Here is a 15841-nt window from a genome sequence, read left to right as displayed (position 1 = left end):
AGGCTATTCGGCACGATCCTCGAGCGCTTCGCGGTCGAGGATCGCAACGGCCCTGCGCGAGGGCAGATCGATCAGCCCTTGCGACTTCATCTTTGTCATCTGGCGGCTGACGGTTTCGATCGTCAGCCCCAGAATGTCGGCAATCTGCTGGCGCGATAGTTGCAGGTCGAAGCTGCGCCCGTCGCCACCAGCCTCGCTGGCGCGGTCGGCAGCCTGAAGCAGGAAGCTGGCGAGCTTCTGTTCGGCGTTCATCCGGCCCAGCAGCAGCATCCATTTGCGCGTCCGGTCAAGTTCGGCCAGCGTGCGTTCGAGCAGCTTGTGTTCAAGCCGTGGATGCTCCTTGGCAAACCGGTCAAAATCCTTGCGCTCGAATACACATACCTGCGCGTCGGTAAGTGCTTCGACGCCATAGGGTGTCGATCCGCCAAAGGGGCGGCCAAGAAAATCCGATGGAAAGGCAATGCCCAGGATCTGTTCGCGCCCGTCAGACGTTGAGCTGGACAGCTTCAGCAGCCCCTCCACCACATTGGCGACCAGCACCGCCTCGTCGCCTTCCCAGATCAGCTGTTCGCCCGCGCTCAGCCTGCGTTGGCGCCCGATGCCATTGAGCACGGCCAGCTCATCACGCGACAAGTCTGAGCAGATCGCCCGATTGCGCACGGTGCAGGTGTCGCAAAATGATGCTGGTGCTGTGCTGCCAATCGCGTCCATAAACGCCACATACAGCAGCTTGGAAGGAGTTCAAACCTGCCATGACGCGATTTTGGCTAGCCGGGTGATGCACCAGGGAATGATTCGGGTATAAGGCGCGACAGAAGGGGAGAATGTTAGCGATGCAAACTGCGAGCGATGGATTTGTGCGGCGCCCTTACCAGGACCGGCCGACCCATTGTACAACCGAGCAATATGAAGCGATGTACCGGCGATCCATCGAGGATCCCGATGCGTTCTGGCTAGAGCAGGCGCAGCGGCTCGATTGGACCACGCCGCCCACCAAGGGCGGCGAGTGGTCATATGACCCGGTCGATATCAAGTGGTTCGCCGATGGCGCGCTCAATCTCTGCCACAATGCGGTCGATCGCCATCTGGCCGAGCGCGGCGATACCACCGCCCTGATCTTCGAGCCTGACGATCCCGCCTCGCCCGGCCGCAGCCTGACCTATCGCGAGCTTCATGCCGAAGTCCTGCGCATGGCCAATGCGCTCAAGGCACTGGGTGTCAGGAAAGGCGACCGGGTCACGATCTACATGCCGATGGTGATTGAAGGCGTGCTGGCGATGCTCGCTTGCGCGCGGATCGGCGCGGTGCATTCTGTAGTGTTCGGTGGCTTTTCGCCCGAGGCATTGAGTGGCCGTATCACCGATTGCGGCAGCCGTTTTGTGGTTACCGCCGATACCGGGCTGCGCGGCGGCAAATCTGTGCCGCTCAAGGCCAATGTCGATGCAGCGCTTGAGCTTCACGGGGTCGAAGTCGATGGCGTGCTGGTGGTGCGGCATACCGGTGCTGAAATCACCATGCGCGATGGGCGCGATCACTGGTTCGAAGACCTTGCATCCGATGCCGATTGCCCGTGCGAGGAGATGGGCGCGGAAGATCCGCTGTTCATCCTTTACACCTCGGGCTCGACCGGCAAGCCCAAGGGGGTGCTCCACACCACTGGCGGATATGGCGTTTGGACCGCCGCCACCTTCAATTACATCTTCGATTACCAGCCGGGCGAAGTGTTCTGGTGCACTGCCGATATCGGCTGGGTCACCGGGCACAGCTATGTCGTCTATGGCCCGCTGATGAACGGTGCGACTGCCGTAGTGTTCGAAGGCGTGCCCAACTATCCCGATCATGGCCGCTTCTGGGACGTGGTCGACAAGCATCAGGTAAACATCATCTACACCGCCCCCACCGCGATCCGGGCGCTGATGCGCGAAGGAGATCACTTCGTCACCAGCCGCAGCCGCAAATCGCTGCGCCTGCTCGGCACTGTGGGCGAGCCGATCAACCCCGAGGCCTGGCGCTGGTATTTCGACGTCGTGGGCGAAGGACGCTGCCCGATCATCGATACTTGGTGGCAAACCGAAACCGGCGGCTGCATGATCACAACCTTGCCCGGCGCGCATGACATGAAGCCGGGCAGCGCGGGCAAGCCCTTCTTCGGCGTGCGCCCGCAACTGGTGGGCAGCGAAGGCGAAGTGCTGGAAGGCCCGGCCAGCGGAAATCTGTGCCTCACCCATAGCTGGCCGGGGCAGGCGCGCACCGTCTACGGCGATCACGAGCGCTTCGTGCAGACCTATTTCAGCACCTACAAGGGCAAGTATTTCACCGGCGATGGCTGCCGCAGTGACGAAGACGGCTATTACTGGATCACCGGGCGGGTCGACGATGTGATCAATGTCTCGGGCCACCGCATGGGCACCGCCGAAGTTGAAAGCGCGCTGGTGCTGCATGCGCTGGTGGCCGAAGCGGCAGTGGTCGGTTATCCGCACGACATCAAGGGGCAGGGCATCTATTGCTATGTTACGCTGAACGCGGGCGAAGAAGGTTCGGCCGAGCTTTACACCGAGCTGCGCAATCACGTGCGCAAGGAAATCGGCCCGATTGCTTCACCTGATCACATCCATTTTACCGATGGCCTGCCCAAGACGCGCAGCGGCAAGATCATGCGCCGCATCCTGCGGAAGATCGCCGAGAACGAGTTCAGTTCGCTCGGCGATACCTCGACCCTGGCCGATCCTTCGCTGGTCGACCGGTTGATCGAAGGGCGAATGAACCGTTAGCCAGGCGAACCAGGGCACGGCGCCGCCCAGTGCAGGGTCCAGTGCCAGCCCAGTGCCAGGCCAGCGCAGGGCTGTCAGCGGATTTCGTCAAGCCATTCGAGCAGCGCGGCGAGGCAATCACGCGCCAGCAGCTTGCAGCGTTCAGGGCTCCAGCCCTGTTCAGGCTCGGGCGCATCGACGAGATCCTTGTAGGGCATTTCCAGCGTCATCGCGGTGCAGCCAAACCGGTGCGCTACCTGGTTCGTGCACATCGAGAGGTTGGCCTTGCCGGGCGCGGCCTTGGGATAGCCCAGCTTGGTCTGGAAATCGGGCGTGCGCCGGTCAAGTATTGCCTGGTAACGGTCATACCCTGCCTGGTGTTCAGGCGTGAGGCCGGGAATTCCGTGATAGCCGGCCAGGAACACCGCCGGGATCGCCTCATCGCCATGCACGTCTATGGCAAAGTCGCAGCCGGTTGCGTCCATATGGCCCAGGATAGCGAGAACTTCGGGCGATTTATCAGCCGTCGGGTTGTCCCATTCGCGGTTGAGATTGGTGCCTGCGGCATTGGTGCGCAGATGCCCGCGGCGCGAGCCGTCGGGATTGCAATTGGGCACGATGTGGAATCGGCAGCGTGCACGCAAGGCGCGCGCGACAGGATCGGCGGGATCGGTCAGGCATTCCAATGCGCCCTCGGCCCACCATTCGGCCTGCGTTTCACCCGGATGCTGGCGCGCGGTGATCCAGACCTGCGTGTCGCCTTCGCCCAGTTCGAGGCAGTCGAGCGGCTGCCCGTCGAGCGTGGTGCCGAGCCGCAGCAGCTCCACCCCTTCGCTGGCGGCAGCTTCGGCCACCAGATCGTGATGCCGCTCCATCGAATAGGGGGCGAAGTAGGCGAAAAAGGCGATGTTGCTGGCTGACGTATAGCTGATCGTCAGCGTGCCGCCTTCCTCGTCCTTGTCGAAGCGGCTTGCCGCGCGGGCCCAGTATTCGCGGTCTTCGGAAACGCAGGTGTCATAGCCTGGCCAGCCACCCGGATAGGCCGAGCTGTTCAGCCCGGTAATCTTGAGCTGCATTTCCTTGCCCGCCGCGCCGCAAACCCGAAAGTGAAACCACTGCGCGAACTCGCTTTGATGGTCTTTGCGGATCGTCAGCTTGGCGGTGCTGCCCGTAACGGAAAGGACTTCGATATTGCCGCTGTCAAAATTGGCATCGATCGCGATGTCGTTCACTCGGAAACCTTCACTTCTACAGTCTCACCATTGTTGCCGGGGAATTCGCGGAACAGGGCGTCGGCGATCACTTCGGCATTGCGTGCGGGAACGGCCAGTTCGGATTTGGGCGACACGGTGAAGCGCGCGCGGCCTTCCCATACGGTCTGCCCGCTAACCTTGTCGCGCAGCATCACGCCCAGTTCGGTGCCAAGCCGCTCGCTCGATCCGCCGCCGCCCAGGTTGAAGCCGATACCAAGGCCCACACCCGAGCCGTACGAGCCGGTGGAGCCACCCACTCCCACGCTCACCGGGCCGCGGCGCGAGCCGTCGCTGCCGATGCGGTAGCGTTCGAGCCGGACCTGCGCGACCAGCGCGGCAGCATCGCTGCCCGCTTCGCCATAGCCAAGTTGCGCCAGCTCCTGAGCGACCGCCGCCTTGTATGAGGCCAGTTCCAGGGTATCGGAACTGCTGCCCGGCGCGCTGGTGACAAAAACGGTGCCGCGCTCAGCCGCGCCCAATGCTGCCGCATTGTGGAAGCGCGTGACTTCGACCGGGCTTGGGGCCGGAACCGAAGCGCACCCGGCGAGCGCGGCAGCGGCGGCTATTGCAAACAGTAGATTGCGTGGATTGTTCATGGTTCTCTTCCTCTGCCCGGCTCTAGCGGTGCGGCACGCCAATGGCCAGCATGTCGCTGCCGCTACGGGTATTTAGTCCTAAAAACAGCCTGGCGGTTAATTTTCTGCGCATTCGCCTCAGGAACTTGCTAACGGCGCGGCATGACGACTGACAAACGCGTACCCGTGCTGGTGACCGGCGGCGCCGGTTATATCGGCAGTCATGCAGTGCTGGCGCTGCTCGATGCAGGCTGGCCGGTGGCGGTGATTGACAATCTTTCTACCGGCTTCCGCTTCGCCGTGCCCGATGGCGTGCCCTTTTACGAGGGCGATATCGCCGACATAGGCCTGCTGGCGCGCATCTTTGCCGAGCAGGGCACGCGCGCAATCATGCATTTTGCGGGCTCGATCATCGTGCCCGAATCGGTCGAGAACCCGCTCAAATATTATCACAACAACACCGCCAACAGCCGCACGCTGATCGAATCTGCGCTGGCGGGCGGTGTTCGCCATGTGATCTTTTCCTCGACTGCTACGGTCTATGGCGAGCCCGAGGTCAAGCCGTTGACCGAGGAAGACCCGCTGCAGCCGGTCAATCCCTACGGCATGAGCAAGCTGATGACGGAGCGTATTCTGGCCGATGTCAGCAAGGCGCATCCGCTGAACCACTGCGTGCTGCGGTATTTCAATGTGTGCGGCGCTGATCCGCAGGGTCGCAGCGGGCAGGCGACCATTGGCGCAACGCATCTTATCAAGGTCGCTGTCGAGGCGGCGCTGGGCAAGCGCGATCATGTCGCCATTTTCGGTGACGACTATCCGACACCTGATGGAACGGGCATGCGCGACTATATCCACGTCAGCGATCTGGCATCGGCGCATGTGCTGGCGCTTGAGGCACTGATTGACGATCCGGATCGATCGATGACGATGAATGTCGGCTATGGCCGCGGGTTTTCCGTGCTCGAAGTGCTCGATGCAGTAGACCGGGTGACGAACCAGCCTGTCGAGCGCCGCCAGATGCCGCGCCGCGCAGGCGATGTTGCTTCGCTCGTCTCCGATCCTTCGCTGGTGCGGGCAACCATCCACTGGCAACCGCAATTTGATGACCTCGACACGATCATTGCTCACGCCTTGCAGTGGGAGCGGAAACTGTCCGATCTCCGCGGAGGCGCTTGACCCGAATCTGTTCCCGCGCTAACGGCGCGCTTCGAATTTGCCGCGTCGGGGGCAGCTCCGGCGCGTTTACTTTTGGAAAAGAACCATGAAGATCCGTAACAGCCTCAAGTCGCTGAAGAACCGTCACCGCGATTGCCGCGTCATCCGCCGCCGTGGCCGGACCTATGTGATCAACAAGACCAACCGCCGATTCAAGGCCCGCCAGGGCTGATTCGCGCCGCATGGCGGGCCGTCCCTGGGGCGGCTGCGCAGCGTTACCGGCCCGCCTCCCCCGTGGAGCGCGGGCCGTTGCTGTTTCAGGAGCAGGCAAAATGACTCGGCAGGTGCAGGCGGTGGTGTTCGATGTCGGGCGGGTGATCGTGCAATGGGATCTGCGCCACCTGTTCGCGCAATTGATCGATGACCCGGCTGAGCTTGACTGGTTCTGCACCCATGTCGTGACCGAGGAATGGCATTTCCAGCACGATGCCGGGGTTCCGCTTGACGAGATGCTGCCCGTGCGCAAGGCGCAATTTCCAGAGCATGCGCATTTGATCGATGCCTATCGGAACCGCTTTCTCGATACGATCCCGGGGCCGGTTCCGGGCACTGCCGGGCTGATCGAACATCTGGCAAAGCGCGAGGTGCCGCTATTCGCGATCACCAATTTCGGGGCGGAGTTCTGGGAGCAGTTCTTTCCGAGCGAACCGGTGTTGTCGCATTTCCGCGACATTGTGGTTTCGGGTCAGGAGCAGATCGCCAAGCCCGATCCGGCAATTTTCAAGCTGGCTGAACGCAGATTTGGCTACCGGGCAGGTGAGATGCTGTTCGTGGATGACAATGCGGCCAATATTGCCGCCGCGCGTGCGCTTGACTGGCAAGTGCACCATTTTCGTGATGCGGGCGAACTGGAACGTGATCTGGCCGGGCGCGGCCTGTTGCCACGCTGAACGAGGCTGTGCCTTCCCTAAACGAGAAGGTCCCCGGCGAGGGGGCGCCGGGGACCTTGGGGTTTGCCGGGATTTTGGAGAGAAGCCGGCAAAGTGGGTTATCGGCTCAATTGCCGTTGCACTGCGCCAGTTTTTCGTCGGCCAGCGCTTCGCCTTTGCTGGTGAAGCTGGTCACGTCGCCAAATTCACGGGCGAGGCCGCGGCAAATGCGCAGCGGGCTGGACGTGCCTTTCGCGGCTTTGCAGGTGGTGCCTTCGCAGAACCACGCCACGCCGCCCGCCACGGTGCGGGCATCGCTGGCAGGCGCAGCGAGTTCGGCGATATAATAGGGGCCGCTGGATGCGGCATAGCCTGGGGCAGGTGCGGTAAGCGCACCGAAGGTAATGACGGTATAGGCGAGTGCCAGAACGAGAGTACCGAGACGACCGGTGTTGGACAGGGAGAGGGTCATGGTCGTTTCCTTTCTTTGGTTGGATTAAACGGCATAAGGTTTCGAATCAAAACCAGTTGCTAATCACTACCTAATGGGCTAGAATGTAAGTTGCAACTAAAAACTGAAAAAATTTTGCGAGGCGGTAAAACCCGCGCTAGGCAGGTTGCAGAGAGAGGACTGATTTATGGGCGATTTGAGAGAACCACTGCGCGATCTGATCGAATGCGGTTTGCCGCAAGCGCTTGAGGTGATGGGCGAACGCTGGTCATTCATGATCCTGCGGGCGAGCTTCAACGGGGTGCATCATTTCGAGGAATTCCTCAGCGAGCTGGGAATTGCGCGCAATATCCTCTCGAACCGGCTCGCCAAGCTGGTTGAGCACGGCATCCTCAAGCGTGAACCATGCGCCGATGATCGCCGGAAAATCGAATATCGGCTCACCGAAAAGGGCTTCGACCTGCTGCCTGCAATGATCGCGCTGCGCCAATGGGGCCAGAAATACGGTGCCGAAGTGGTTGAGGATCCGGTGCTGGTGGACGAGGTTGATCGCCTGCCGATCGGCCCGGTGTCGATCCTGTCGCACGATGGCCGCATATTGGGTCCGAAAGACCTGTGGCTGGCCAAGCGTGAGAATGTCGGCATCCGCGCCGATGGCACGCAGGCAAAGGCACACGGCAGCGTCAATCGCGGCGATGTCGTCGACCTTGAAGAGCTAAAGCGACGCGCCGCAGGCTGAGCGATTAGCGCCCGCTAACGACCCCCTTGCGGACATTAGCTTTCAGGACGGCACGGCCACGCACCAGCCTCAACAGCGGCGACCACTTCCCCAACCGTAACAGGGACCGTCCTGTCAGGGGGTCCCCATCGCCGCAATGCCCAGAGCGCCGCCGCGAGCAGAGGCACGGTTATGACAAATCCCCAGAGTGCCGATAGGCCAGCCATGCTAGCCACTGCGCCTCCAATGACGGCAGCAGGGATAATAGCCAGTCCATACCAGCACGAAAACCCCTCCGGTCCGAAGTAGTGGCTCCATTGCTCGTGGAGGTGCGTCAAGTCGGTCCCGAACCGCTCATGCACGCTGTTGAAGAAGTCCACGGCATCGTCGCCATCCATGCCAAGGTCATGAAGCAGTCGGTCTGAAAGGTGCACCTTTTCACGGGGCAGGCCACGCTCGTGAGCAACGAGGCCCATGATTTCGTATTGTTGGTCGCGGCTTTCCATTACTTACCCTGGCCCATTTGATAGTGATTTGGCAATGTCCGCTCCCCACCTAAACTCGGACATCACGCCCGCGGCGCCTGCCGGCGGTAACTCAAAGCCTCGGCGATATGTATCCGTCCGACGCCTTCCGAACCCGCCAGATCGGCGATGGTCCGCGCGACCCTGAGCATCCGCGTATAGCCGCGCGCTGACAGGCGCATCGCTTCGGCGGCCTGTAGCAGCAGCTTTTGGCCCGCCTCGTCGGGAGAAGCCCATTTTTCCAGCGCATCGCCATTGAGCTCGGCATTGCTGCGCGCGCCTGTTTCCTTGGCGCGCGAGGTCTGGATATGGCGCGCAGCCGCCACCCGTGCTGCGACCTGCGCTGAACCTTCGGCTGGCGGGGGCAGCGCCATATCTGCCGAACTCACAGGATCGACCTCTACATGCAGATCAATCCGGTCGAGCATCGGGCCCGAAACCCTGCTCTGGTAATCTGCGGCACAGCGCGGCGCGCGCGAGCAGGCCAGCGCCGGATCGCCCAGATGCCCGCAGCGGCACGGGTTCATCGCCGCCACCAGTTGAACCCGTGCCGGAAAGGTGACGTGCGCATTGGCGCGCGCAACATCGACGCTGCCAGTTTCGAGCGGCTGGCGCAGCGAATCGAGCACCGGCCGCTGGAATTCGGGCAGTTCGTCCAGGAACAGCACGCCCAGATGCGCCAGGCTTACTTCGCCGGGGCGCACTTTCAGGCCTCCACCCGTGAGCGCTGCCATGCTGGCCGAATGGTGCGGCGCGCGGAACGGCCGAGCGCGGCTGATTCGCCCGCCCTCAAGCGTGCCTGCAACCGAGGCAACCATCGACACTTCCAGCGCCTCGGCTGGCGTGAGCTCGGGCAATATTCCCGGCAGGCAGCTCGCCAGCAAGCTCTTGCCTGCGCCCGGAGGGCCGATCATCAGCAGATTGTGCCCGCCCGCTGCCGCGATCTCCAGCGCGCGTTTGGCAGCCTCCTGTCCTTTCACTTGCTTGAGGTCAGCGACCGGCACGGCCCGCTCTACCTCGCCGCGCGGCGGCTCAGGCAGGGCCTGCGTGCCCTTCAGGTGATTGAGCAGGCTGACCAGATTGGGCGCGGCCAGCACGGGTACGCCGCTTGCCCAACGCGCTTCGGAACCCTGCGCGGCAGGGCAGATCAGCCCTGTTTCGCTCTCGCTGGCGTGCAGCGCGGCCAGCAATACGCCCGGTGAAGGCACGATCCGGCCATCGAGCGCCAGTTCACCCACCGCGATCCAGTCAACCAGCTGTTCGGCGTCGGTCACGCCCATCGCTGCCAGCAATGCCAGCGCAACCGGCAGGTCATAATGCGAGCCGTCCTTGGGCAGATCGGCGGGAGAGAGGTTGATGGTGATGCGCTTGGGGGGAAGTGCCAGGCCCATTGCCGCCAGCGCCGATTGCACGCGTTCGCGGCTCTCGCTCACCGCCTTGTCGGGCAATCCGACAATTGCAAAGCGCGGCAGACCCGGCGCGACCTGGCATTGAACTTCGACACTTCTGGCTTCCAGCCCCAAATAGGCGACTGTCTTGACTAGTGCGACCACTGGCGACCCTTTGAAATCCAGTGCAATTGATGACTAGTGACTGTTTTTACTGTATATGTCGAGGGACATGGCCAGGTTCGAGCGCGGCTATCCGCCACGCGCTATATCTTGACTCGGGTTCCAGCTTGGCTTAACGGGCCGCGGCAATGGCGGTCGCCTTTTGCAGGCGGCCCTTTTTGTTGGTGTCACTTCGGATTTCCCGCAGGACACGTAAAATTGATTTCGAGGACGATATGAAGCGGACTTTTCAGCCCAGCAATCTCGTGCGTGCCCGCCGTCATGGCTTTTTCGCGCGCAAGGCGACCCCGGGTGGTCGCAAGGTCCTGCGTGCACGCCGCAAGCGTGGCCGCAAGACGCTTTGTGCGTAAGCGCAACACCTGACACACATGACATCGCGGTGATGCGTCGCCGCGCTGACTTTATTGCTGCGAACCGGGGCCTGCGCGTGGCGCGCCCCGGTTTCGTGCTTTTGGCGCACCCCAACCAGGGCCGAGGCAAGCGATACGGCATCACCGTAACCAAGAAGGTCGGCAATGCCGTGGTCCGCAACCGGATCAAGCGCCGGTTTCGTGAATTGCTGCGCGCCGCCCTGCCCGAAGCCGGCCTGCCCGATCACGATCACGTGCTGATTGCGCGCGACGGCGCGATCGAGCGTAACTTTGCCGCGCTGCAAGGCGAACTGGCTGGGGCGCTTGCCCGTGCGGCAGCGGGGCAAGGCGATCCGCCCAGAGGCTCAAGGACCCGCAGGCCGCGCAAGGGCAATCGCGGCGAAATGGGCCAGGGAGGGCGAAAATGAAGCATGTTCTGATCTTCATTGCGCGCCTGTGGCAATGGGGACCAAGCCGGATTCTGCCGCCGACCTGCCGCTATGCACCGTCCTGCAGTCAGTACGCGGTTGAGGCGCTGGGCAAATATGGTGCGATCAAGGGTGGATGGATGGCGATTAAGCGGCTAATGCGCTGCCACCCTTGGGGTGGGCACGGTCACGATCCCGTGCCTTGACATGTGTCTTGTTATTATAAGACACCACCCCAGATAGTCTGAAAAACGAAGAGAACGATCTTGGACAATCAGCGCAATCTCCTGCTCGCCGTGGCGCTTTCCGGCCTACTTATCCTGGGCTGGGATATGGCGATACGGTTCTTCTATCCGCAGGCTTCGATCACTGGTCAGGTTGAGCAGACGGAATCGGTGGCGGCTACTGCGGCACCGGCAAGCAGCGGCAAAATCGATCCCCAGACCGGCGCAAGCGCTGGGCCTGTCGATCTTGAAAGCGCGCTTGCCGCACCCGAGCGGGTGCGCATCGACGCCCCCAGGATCGAAGGATCGATCAATCTGGTTGGCGCGCGGATCGACGATATCGAACTGAAGGATCACCGCGAAAGCGTGGACAAGGACAGCCGCCCGGTCCAGCTGCTGGCCCCGGCAGGCACCGAAGGCCAATATTTCGCGCAGTTCGGCTGGATCGGGCAGGGGGTTGCCCTGCCAACTGCGGACACGTTGTGGCAGGCTGACCGCACGCAGTTGACCCGGCAAGCTCCGGTAACGCTGAGCCATGACAATGGCGAAGGTCAGATATTCACCATCGAGCTTTCGGTCGATGACAATTACATGCTCACGGCGCGCCAGACGGTGCGCAACCAGGCTGCAGGGCCGGTGGTAGTGCAACCCTTTGGCCTGATCACCCGCACTTCGAAAAATGCCAGTGTCAGCCAGTTCATTTCGCATGCCGGCCCCATGGGTGCGTTTGGCGACACGGTCGAATACGGCCCGGATTATGAAGACCTGGATGAAGCCCGTGCCTATACGCCCGAAGGCGGCGCACCTGACTGGCTGGGCTTCAGCGACACCTATTGGCTTTCCGCGCTGATCCCGCAGCAGGGCGCACAGGCGACCCCCGGCTTTCGCGCGTTGGGCGACAAGCTCTATCGCGCCGACCTGATCTATGCGCCGGAGACGGTTGCCGCAGGCGGCAGTGCAACACGCGAGACGCAGCTTTTCGCCGGTGCCAAGGAAAGCGCGCTGCTCAACCAGTATCGCGACGGCGGCGTCGAGAATTTGGGCAAGGCAATCGATTGGGGTTGGTTCGAATGGTTCGTGAAGCCAATGATGTGGCTGCTGCGCACGCTTTATGAATTTGTCGGCAATTTCGGCGTTGCGATCATCCTGCTCACCGTCATCATTCGCGGGTTGATGTTCCCGATTGCACAAAAGCAGTTTGCCAGCATGGCAGCGATGAAGGCAGTCCAGCCGAAGATGAAGGCGATCCAGGAACGCTACAAGGACGACAAGCAGAAGCAGCAGCAGGAGGTCATGAAGCTCTACAAGGACGAGGGGGTCAACCCGCTCGCCGGGTGCTTGCCGCTGCTGTTGCAGATCCCGATCTTCTTCGCGTTATACAAGGCGCTGATGCTGTCGATCGACATGCGCCACAAGCCCTTCGTGCTCTGGATCAACGATCTTTCCGCGCCCGATCCGGCCAAGATCCTCAACCTGTTCGGGCTACTGCCGTTCGATCCGCCGGGCTTCCTTGGCATCGGCATATTGGCGGTGTTGCTGGGTGTGACCATGTGGCTGACCTTCAGGCTGAATCCCACCGCAATGGACCCGGTACAGCAGCAGATATTCCAGTTCATGCCCTGGATATTGATGTTCGTGATGGCGCCGTTTGCAGCGGGCCTGCTGCTCTACTGGGTAACCTCGAACCTGCTCACGCTCGCGCAGCAGACCTATCTCTATTCGAAGCATCCGCAGTTGAAGGCGGCGGCTGAGAAGGAAAAGGCTGACCAATCGGCGGTTGCTGCGCGCGACGATAAGCGCAAGGGCTGAGGCTGGCCGTGACACCCGAGGAAGAGCGCGAACAGAACGCCCGCGAAGAGGCCGCATCCAGGCTGTTCTCCGGCCGAGTGGACTTCCTGCTGTCCGCGCCGCAGCTCAAGTTCCTGCCCGACCCCACCGTGCCGGAGATCGCCTTTTGCGGGCGCTCGAATGTCGGCAAGAGCTCGCTGCTGAACGCGCTGACCGGGCGCAAGGCGATTGCGCGCGCTTCGGTGACGCCGGGCCGCACGCAGGAACTCAACTTTTTCGAGGTGGGCGAGCCCACGCTGTTCCGGCTGGTCGATATGCCCGGCTATGGCTTTGCCAAGGCCCCGCCCAAGGTGGTCGAGAAGTGGAAGCGGCTGGTGCGCGATTACCTGCGCGGGCGCCAGACGCTCCACCGCACGCTGGTGCTGGTGGATAGCCGGCACGGGCCCAAGGAAGTCGACCGCGAGATGATGAAAATGCTCGACGAGGCGGCAGCCAGCTATCGCATAGTCCTGACCAAGGCGGACAAGGTCAAGGCCAGCGAACTCGACAAGGTGGTGGCGGCAACCGCCGAAGAGGCGCGCAAACACTCCGCCGCTTTTCCAGAGCTGCATGTAACAAGCGCGGAAAAGGGCATGGGCATCGCCGCGCTCAGGGCGGCGGTGGTGCAGGACGCGCTGGGGCCTGGCGGGCTTTCGGAGTAAGTGGCGACCGCTTGAGGACGACGCAATTGAACGCCCGAACGGCGGGAATTGGGTCTTTGCCGGCTCTGGAATTGGCGCCTTTCGCAAGTCTGTCGTTACACCGTCATTGCGAGCGAAGCGAAGCAATCCACGAAGCTGCGTTGCGACCATCTCAGCCGAGAAGGGCTTCGTACGAGTCCTGCCATTCCGGATTGTCATTCTCGATCAAGGCAATCTTCTTGGCTCTCGATCCGGCCTTCAGCTGCTTCTCGCGCAGGATCGCGTGTTCCATTGTTCCGCACAACTCGAACCAGACCAGCCTCTTGCAGCCGTAGCGCCTGGTGAAACCGTCCAGCGCGCCTTCCCGATGTTGCCAGGCTCGCTGGACGAGGTTCGAGGTAACGCCGATGTAGATCGTGCCGCGCTTGTGGTTCGCCATCATGTAGACGACCGGTTGAAAGACCTCGCGCTGGACCATGGATTGCTTCGTCGCTTCGCTCCTCGCAATGACGTAATGCCTTACGTCGCGAACAGGCTGTCGAGGTTTTCGAACGCCTTCATCTCGATCGCATTGCCGGCGGGGTCGCGAAAGAACATCGTCGCCTGCTCGCCCGGCTGCCCCTTGAAGCGGATGGTCGGCTCGATCACGAATTGGGTGCCCGCCGCAGTCAGCCGGTCAGCCAGCTCCTGCCAATCGTCCATATTGAGCACGATGCCGAAATGCGGCACCGGCACGCCGTGCCCATCGACATGGTTGCTGGCACGGTCCCCGGCACCACCGGGCGCAAGATGGGTCACGATCTGGTGGCCGTAGAAGTCGAAGTCGATCCACTCGTCTGACGAACGGCCTTCGGCACAGCCCATCACCCCGCCATAGAAGGCGCGCGCGGCGGCAAGGTCATCGACGGGGAAGGCGAGGTGGAAGGGGCGCAGGCTCATGCCCCTTGCTTACACCAGCCGGCAAGGGTTGGGAAAGGGCCCGCATGCGCTCAGAAGCTGACACCTGCCGCAATCCCGAACGAGGTTTCGCTGAGCCGTATGTCGGCTTCGCCGCCGCCGAAGTTCATTGGGATCGAGCCCTCGCCGCGCACCGTGTTGCGCGGGGCGTGCATGGCATAGGCGCTGAATTCCAGCTTGGAACCGGTCTTGAGCGATGCACCTGCGGTGAAGTGCTCCTTGACGACGCCAGGGGCTAGGATGTTGAGCAGGGTTTCCGATTGCGGCACCGGATTGCCGCCAATGCTATAGCCAGCGCGCAGGGTAAGCCTCTCATTCGCCGTGTAGACCGCGCCGAATTTGCCCACCGAGATATCGCGCCAGCCAAAGCCGGGTGCATCTTCCACACCGAAGGGGATGCCCTGGAACAGCGGGGCCAGCGGATTGCCCACCGATTGGACATCGGAATATTCAATGCGCTTGAAGTCTGCCGCCAGCGTCAGCCGGTCGCTGGGCTTCACGGCTATCCCGCCGCCCCATGATGCGGGCACGTCGAAGCCGCCCTCTTGAGCGAACAGCCCGGAATAGCGCCCAAACTTGCCTGCCCACACCTTTGATTTGTAAAACGCACCCAAGCTTATTTCGTCGGTAATGCGACCAAGATAGCCCACTTGCACGCCCGAGCCGAAGGCCACACTGGTGCCGCGATTGGTAAAATTGGCCGGGTCCGCCGATGCGCCAGAGAAGGGCGCTATCCCGCGTGCGCGAAAGCCCTGTACAACCCCGATCACCGAAATGCCCAGCGAATGGCCCGGGGCGATCCGTGCCGCGACAGTGGGGGTGATGAAGACCTGTTTCAGGTCAACGCCGGTCTGGCCGGTTTCACCAAAGGCCGCAAAGGGGCTTTCGCGATAGGTCGTGTTCATCCCGCCATGGGCGTAGATGGCAAGGCCGATCGAGACATTGTCCGACACCGGCCGGACATAGCCGAATTCGGGCATCACGAACGGATTCGCGCCATTGCCGCTGTAATCTCCGTCAAGCCCCGCAGCGTTGCCGCTGATGCTGGCTCCGCGACGCGGAATGAAGATATCGACCCCGCCGTCGATGCGGTGGCCCAGCTCTGTCGCCGAAGCCGGGTTGGCAGCGATCGAAAGCGCATCCTGCGGCAGGGCGATGGCAACGCCCCCGGCGCCCTTTGACTTGGCGCCCACACCGTTCAGGAAATATCCGTCCGTCGCATGCGCGGCAGGCGCCAGCATGGTTGCGGCCAGCGGCAGTATGGCGAGGGAGGATAGACGGCGGATTGCAGGGAGGGACATGACGGTTCCGGTTGTTATGACTTGTTCAGACAGCCCAATTAGTCCGCACCCCCATGATAAACAGGCACATTCCGTTTCCGGTTGCGTAGAAAAACTAACCCACGGCAGCTGGATTGACGCCGAAAAACCCGTTCATGCTCGACTTCGCTTTCCTGAACTTCTAGGTGATGGGCAAGCAAGGTGGAGC

The 15841-nt window shown here is 62.1% G+C and carries 19 protein-coding genes; 10 read left to right on the top strand and 9 right to left on the bottom strand.

The window, feature by feature from the left end; genetic code table 11:
- Window positions 1-3: 3 nt before the first annotated feature.
- Complete coding sequence (locus ACX3VQ_RS04800) at window positions 4-711, bottom strand: Crp/Fnr family transcriptional regulator (RefSeq protein WP_462579805.1); 708 nt, start codon at window positions 709-711, stop codon at window positions 4-6.
- Window positions 712-833: 122 nt separating this feature from the next.
- Here ACX3VQ_RS04800 and acs point away from each other — a divergent pair, with 122 nt between their 5' ends.
- Window positions 834-2771 (top strand): acetate--CoA ligase, encoded by a 1938-nt coding sequence (gene acs / locus ACX3VQ_RS04795; protein ID WP_462579803.1) that lies wholly within the window; start codon window positions 834-836, stop codon window positions 2769-2771.
- A gap of 74 nt (window positions 2772-2845) precedes the next feature.
- On the opposite strand, the gene ACX3VQ_RS04790 is transcribed toward acs, so the two are convergent.
- Together ACX3VQ_RS04790 and ACX3VQ_RS04785 are read right to left on the bottom strand one after the other, a co-directional pair.
- On the bottom strand, window positions 2846-3982 hold the full coding sequence (locus ACX3VQ_RS04790) for a M14 family metallopeptidase (RefSeq protein WP_462579802.1): 1137 nt from the start codon (window positions 3980-3982) through the stop codon (window positions 2846-2848).
- Complete coding sequence (locus ACX3VQ_RS04785; RefSeq protein WP_462579801.1) at window positions 3979-4599, bottom strand: DUF4136 domain-containing protein; 621 nt, start codon at window positions 4597-4599, stop codon at window positions 3979-3981. The genes ACX3VQ_RS04790 and ACX3VQ_RS04785 overlap by 4 nt, the downstream gene beginning before the upstream one ends.
- Before the next feature lie 141 nt (window positions 4600-4740).
- Between ACX3VQ_RS04785 and galE the strand changes: the two genes are divergently transcribed.
- The 3 genes from galE (at window position 4741) to ACX3VQ_RS04770 (ending at window position 6683) form a co-directional block, all read left to right on the top strand.
- Complete coding sequence (galE, locus tag ACX3VQ_RS04780) at window positions 4741-5754, top strand: UDP-glucose 4-epimerase GalE (protein ID WP_462579800.1); 1014 nt, start codon at window positions 4741-4743, stop codon at window positions 5752-5754.
- A gap of 85 nt (window positions 5755-5839) precedes the next feature.
- On the top strand, window positions 5840-5965 hold the full coding sequence (gene ykgO / locus ACX3VQ_RS04775; RefSeq protein ID WP_007165381.1) for a type B 50S ribosomal protein L36: 126 nt from the start codon (window positions 5840-5842) through the stop codon (window positions 5963-5965).
- Between the two features lie 100 nt (window positions 5966-6065).
- The gene (locus ACX3VQ_RS04770) at window positions 6066-6683 is read left to right on the top strand and encodes an HAD family hydrolase (protein WP_462579799.1); all 618 of its coding nucleotides are present in this window, start codon (window positions 6066-6068) and stop codon (window positions 6681-6683) included.
- Between the two features lie 106 nt (window positions 6684-6789).
- Here the strand turns inward: ACX3VQ_RS04770 and ACX3VQ_RS04765 are convergent, their stop codons facing one another.
- Window positions 6790-7134, bottom strand: a complete 345-nt coding sequence (locus ACX3VQ_RS04765) for a CC_3452 family protein (protein ID WP_462571244.1) — start codon at window positions 7132-7134, stop codon at window positions 6790-6792.
- 166 nt (window positions 7135-7300) lie between these two features.
- On the opposite strand from ACX3VQ_RS04765, the gene ACX3VQ_RS04760 reads away from it, so the two are divergent.
- Complete coding sequence (locus ACX3VQ_RS04760) at window positions 7301-7852, top strand: winged helix-turn-helix transcriptional regulator (RefSeq protein WP_462571246.1); 552 nt, start codon at window positions 7301-7303, stop codon at window positions 7850-7852.
- A gap of 35 nt (window positions 7853-7887) precedes the next feature.
- On the opposite strand, the gene ACX3VQ_RS04755 is transcribed toward ACX3VQ_RS04760, so the two are convergent.
- Together ACX3VQ_RS04755 and ACX3VQ_RS04750 are read right to left on the bottom strand one after the other, a co-directional pair.
- On the bottom strand, window positions 7888-8337 hold the full coding sequence (locus ACX3VQ_RS04755; protein ID WP_462579797.1) for a hypothetical protein: 450 nt from the start codon (window positions 8335-8337) through the stop codon (window positions 7888-7890).
- A gap of 62 nt (window positions 8338-8399) precedes the next feature.
- Entirely contained in the window at window positions 8400-9908 is a 1509-nt protein-coding gene (locus ACX3VQ_RS04750; protein ID WP_462579796.1) for a YifB family Mg chelatase-like AAA ATPase, read from the bottom strand.
- Between the two features lie 233 nt (window positions 9909-10141).
- Here ACX3VQ_RS04750 and rpmH point away from each other — a divergent pair, with 233 nt between their 5' ends.
- Genes rpmH through yihA form a run of 5 tightly spaced genes read left to right on the top strand, consistent with a single transcriptional unit; the run spans window position 10142 to window position 13417 of the window.
- Window positions 10142-10276: a 50S ribosomal protein L34 gene (gene rpmH / locus ACX3VQ_RS04745; protein WP_119514694.1), complete on the top strand. Its 135-nt coding sequence runs from the start codon at window positions 10142-10144 to the stop codon at window positions 10274-10276.
- Between the two features lie 32 nt (window positions 10277-10308).
- Window positions 10309-10704 (top strand): ribonuclease P protein component, encoded by a 396-nt coding sequence (gene rnpA / locus ACX3VQ_RS04740; protein WP_462571249.1) that lies wholly within the window; start codon window positions 10309-10311, stop codon window positions 10702-10704.
- Window positions 10701-10910: a membrane protein insertion efficiency factor YidD gene (gene yidD / locus ACX3VQ_RS04735; RefSeq protein ID WP_462571250.1), complete on the top strand. Its 210-nt coding sequence runs from the start codon at window positions 10701-10703 to the stop codon at window positions 10908-10910. The genes rnpA and yidD overlap by 4 nt, the downstream gene beginning before the upstream one ends.
- A gap of 60 nt (window positions 10911-10970) precedes the next feature.
- Window positions 10971-12737 (top strand): membrane protein insertase YidC, encoded by a 1767-nt coding sequence (yidC, locus tag ACX3VQ_RS04730; RefSeq protein WP_462579795.1) that lies wholly within the window; start codon window positions 10971-10973, stop codon window positions 12735-12737.
- 8 nt (window positions 12738-12745) lie between these two features.
- Window positions 12746-13417, top strand: a complete 672-nt coding sequence (gene yihA, locus ACX3VQ_RS04725; protein ID WP_462579794.1) for a ribosome biogenesis GTP-binding protein YihA/YsxC — start codon at window positions 12746-12748, stop codon at window positions 13415-13417.
- Window positions 13418-13568: 151 nt separating this feature from the next.
- Here yihA and ACX3VQ_RS04720 read toward each other — a convergent pair whose 3' ends face one another.
- From ACX3VQ_RS04720 to ACX3VQ_RS04710, 3 genes are read right to left on the bottom strand one after another with little or no spacing between them, the layout of a single operon-like run.
- The gene (locus ACX3VQ_RS04720; protein WP_462579793.1) at window positions 13569-13874 is read right to left on the bottom strand and encodes a GIY-YIG nuclease family protein; all 306 of its coding nucleotides are present in this window, start codon (window positions 13872-13874) and stop codon (window positions 13569-13571) included.
- 41 nt (window positions 13875-13915) lie between these two features.
- The gene (locus tag ACX3VQ_RS04715; protein WP_462579792.1) at window positions 13916-14335 is read right to left on the bottom strand and encodes a VOC family protein; all 420 of its coding nucleotides are present in this window, start codon (window positions 14333-14335) and stop codon (window positions 13916-13918) included.
- Window positions 14336-14385: 50 nt separating this feature from the next.
- The gene (locus tag ACX3VQ_RS04710; protein WP_462579791.1) at window positions 14386-15654 is read right to left on the bottom strand and encodes an OmpP1/FadL family transporter; all 1269 of its coding nucleotides are present in this window, start codon (window positions 15652-15654) and stop codon (window positions 14386-14388) included.
- Between the last annotated feature and the right edge of the window lie 187 nt (window positions 15655-15841).

The sequence above is a fragment of the Altererythrobacter chaiwopuensis genome (assembly GCF_054957735.1).
This window is presented reverse-complemented; position numbering and strand designations above follow the sequence as displayed.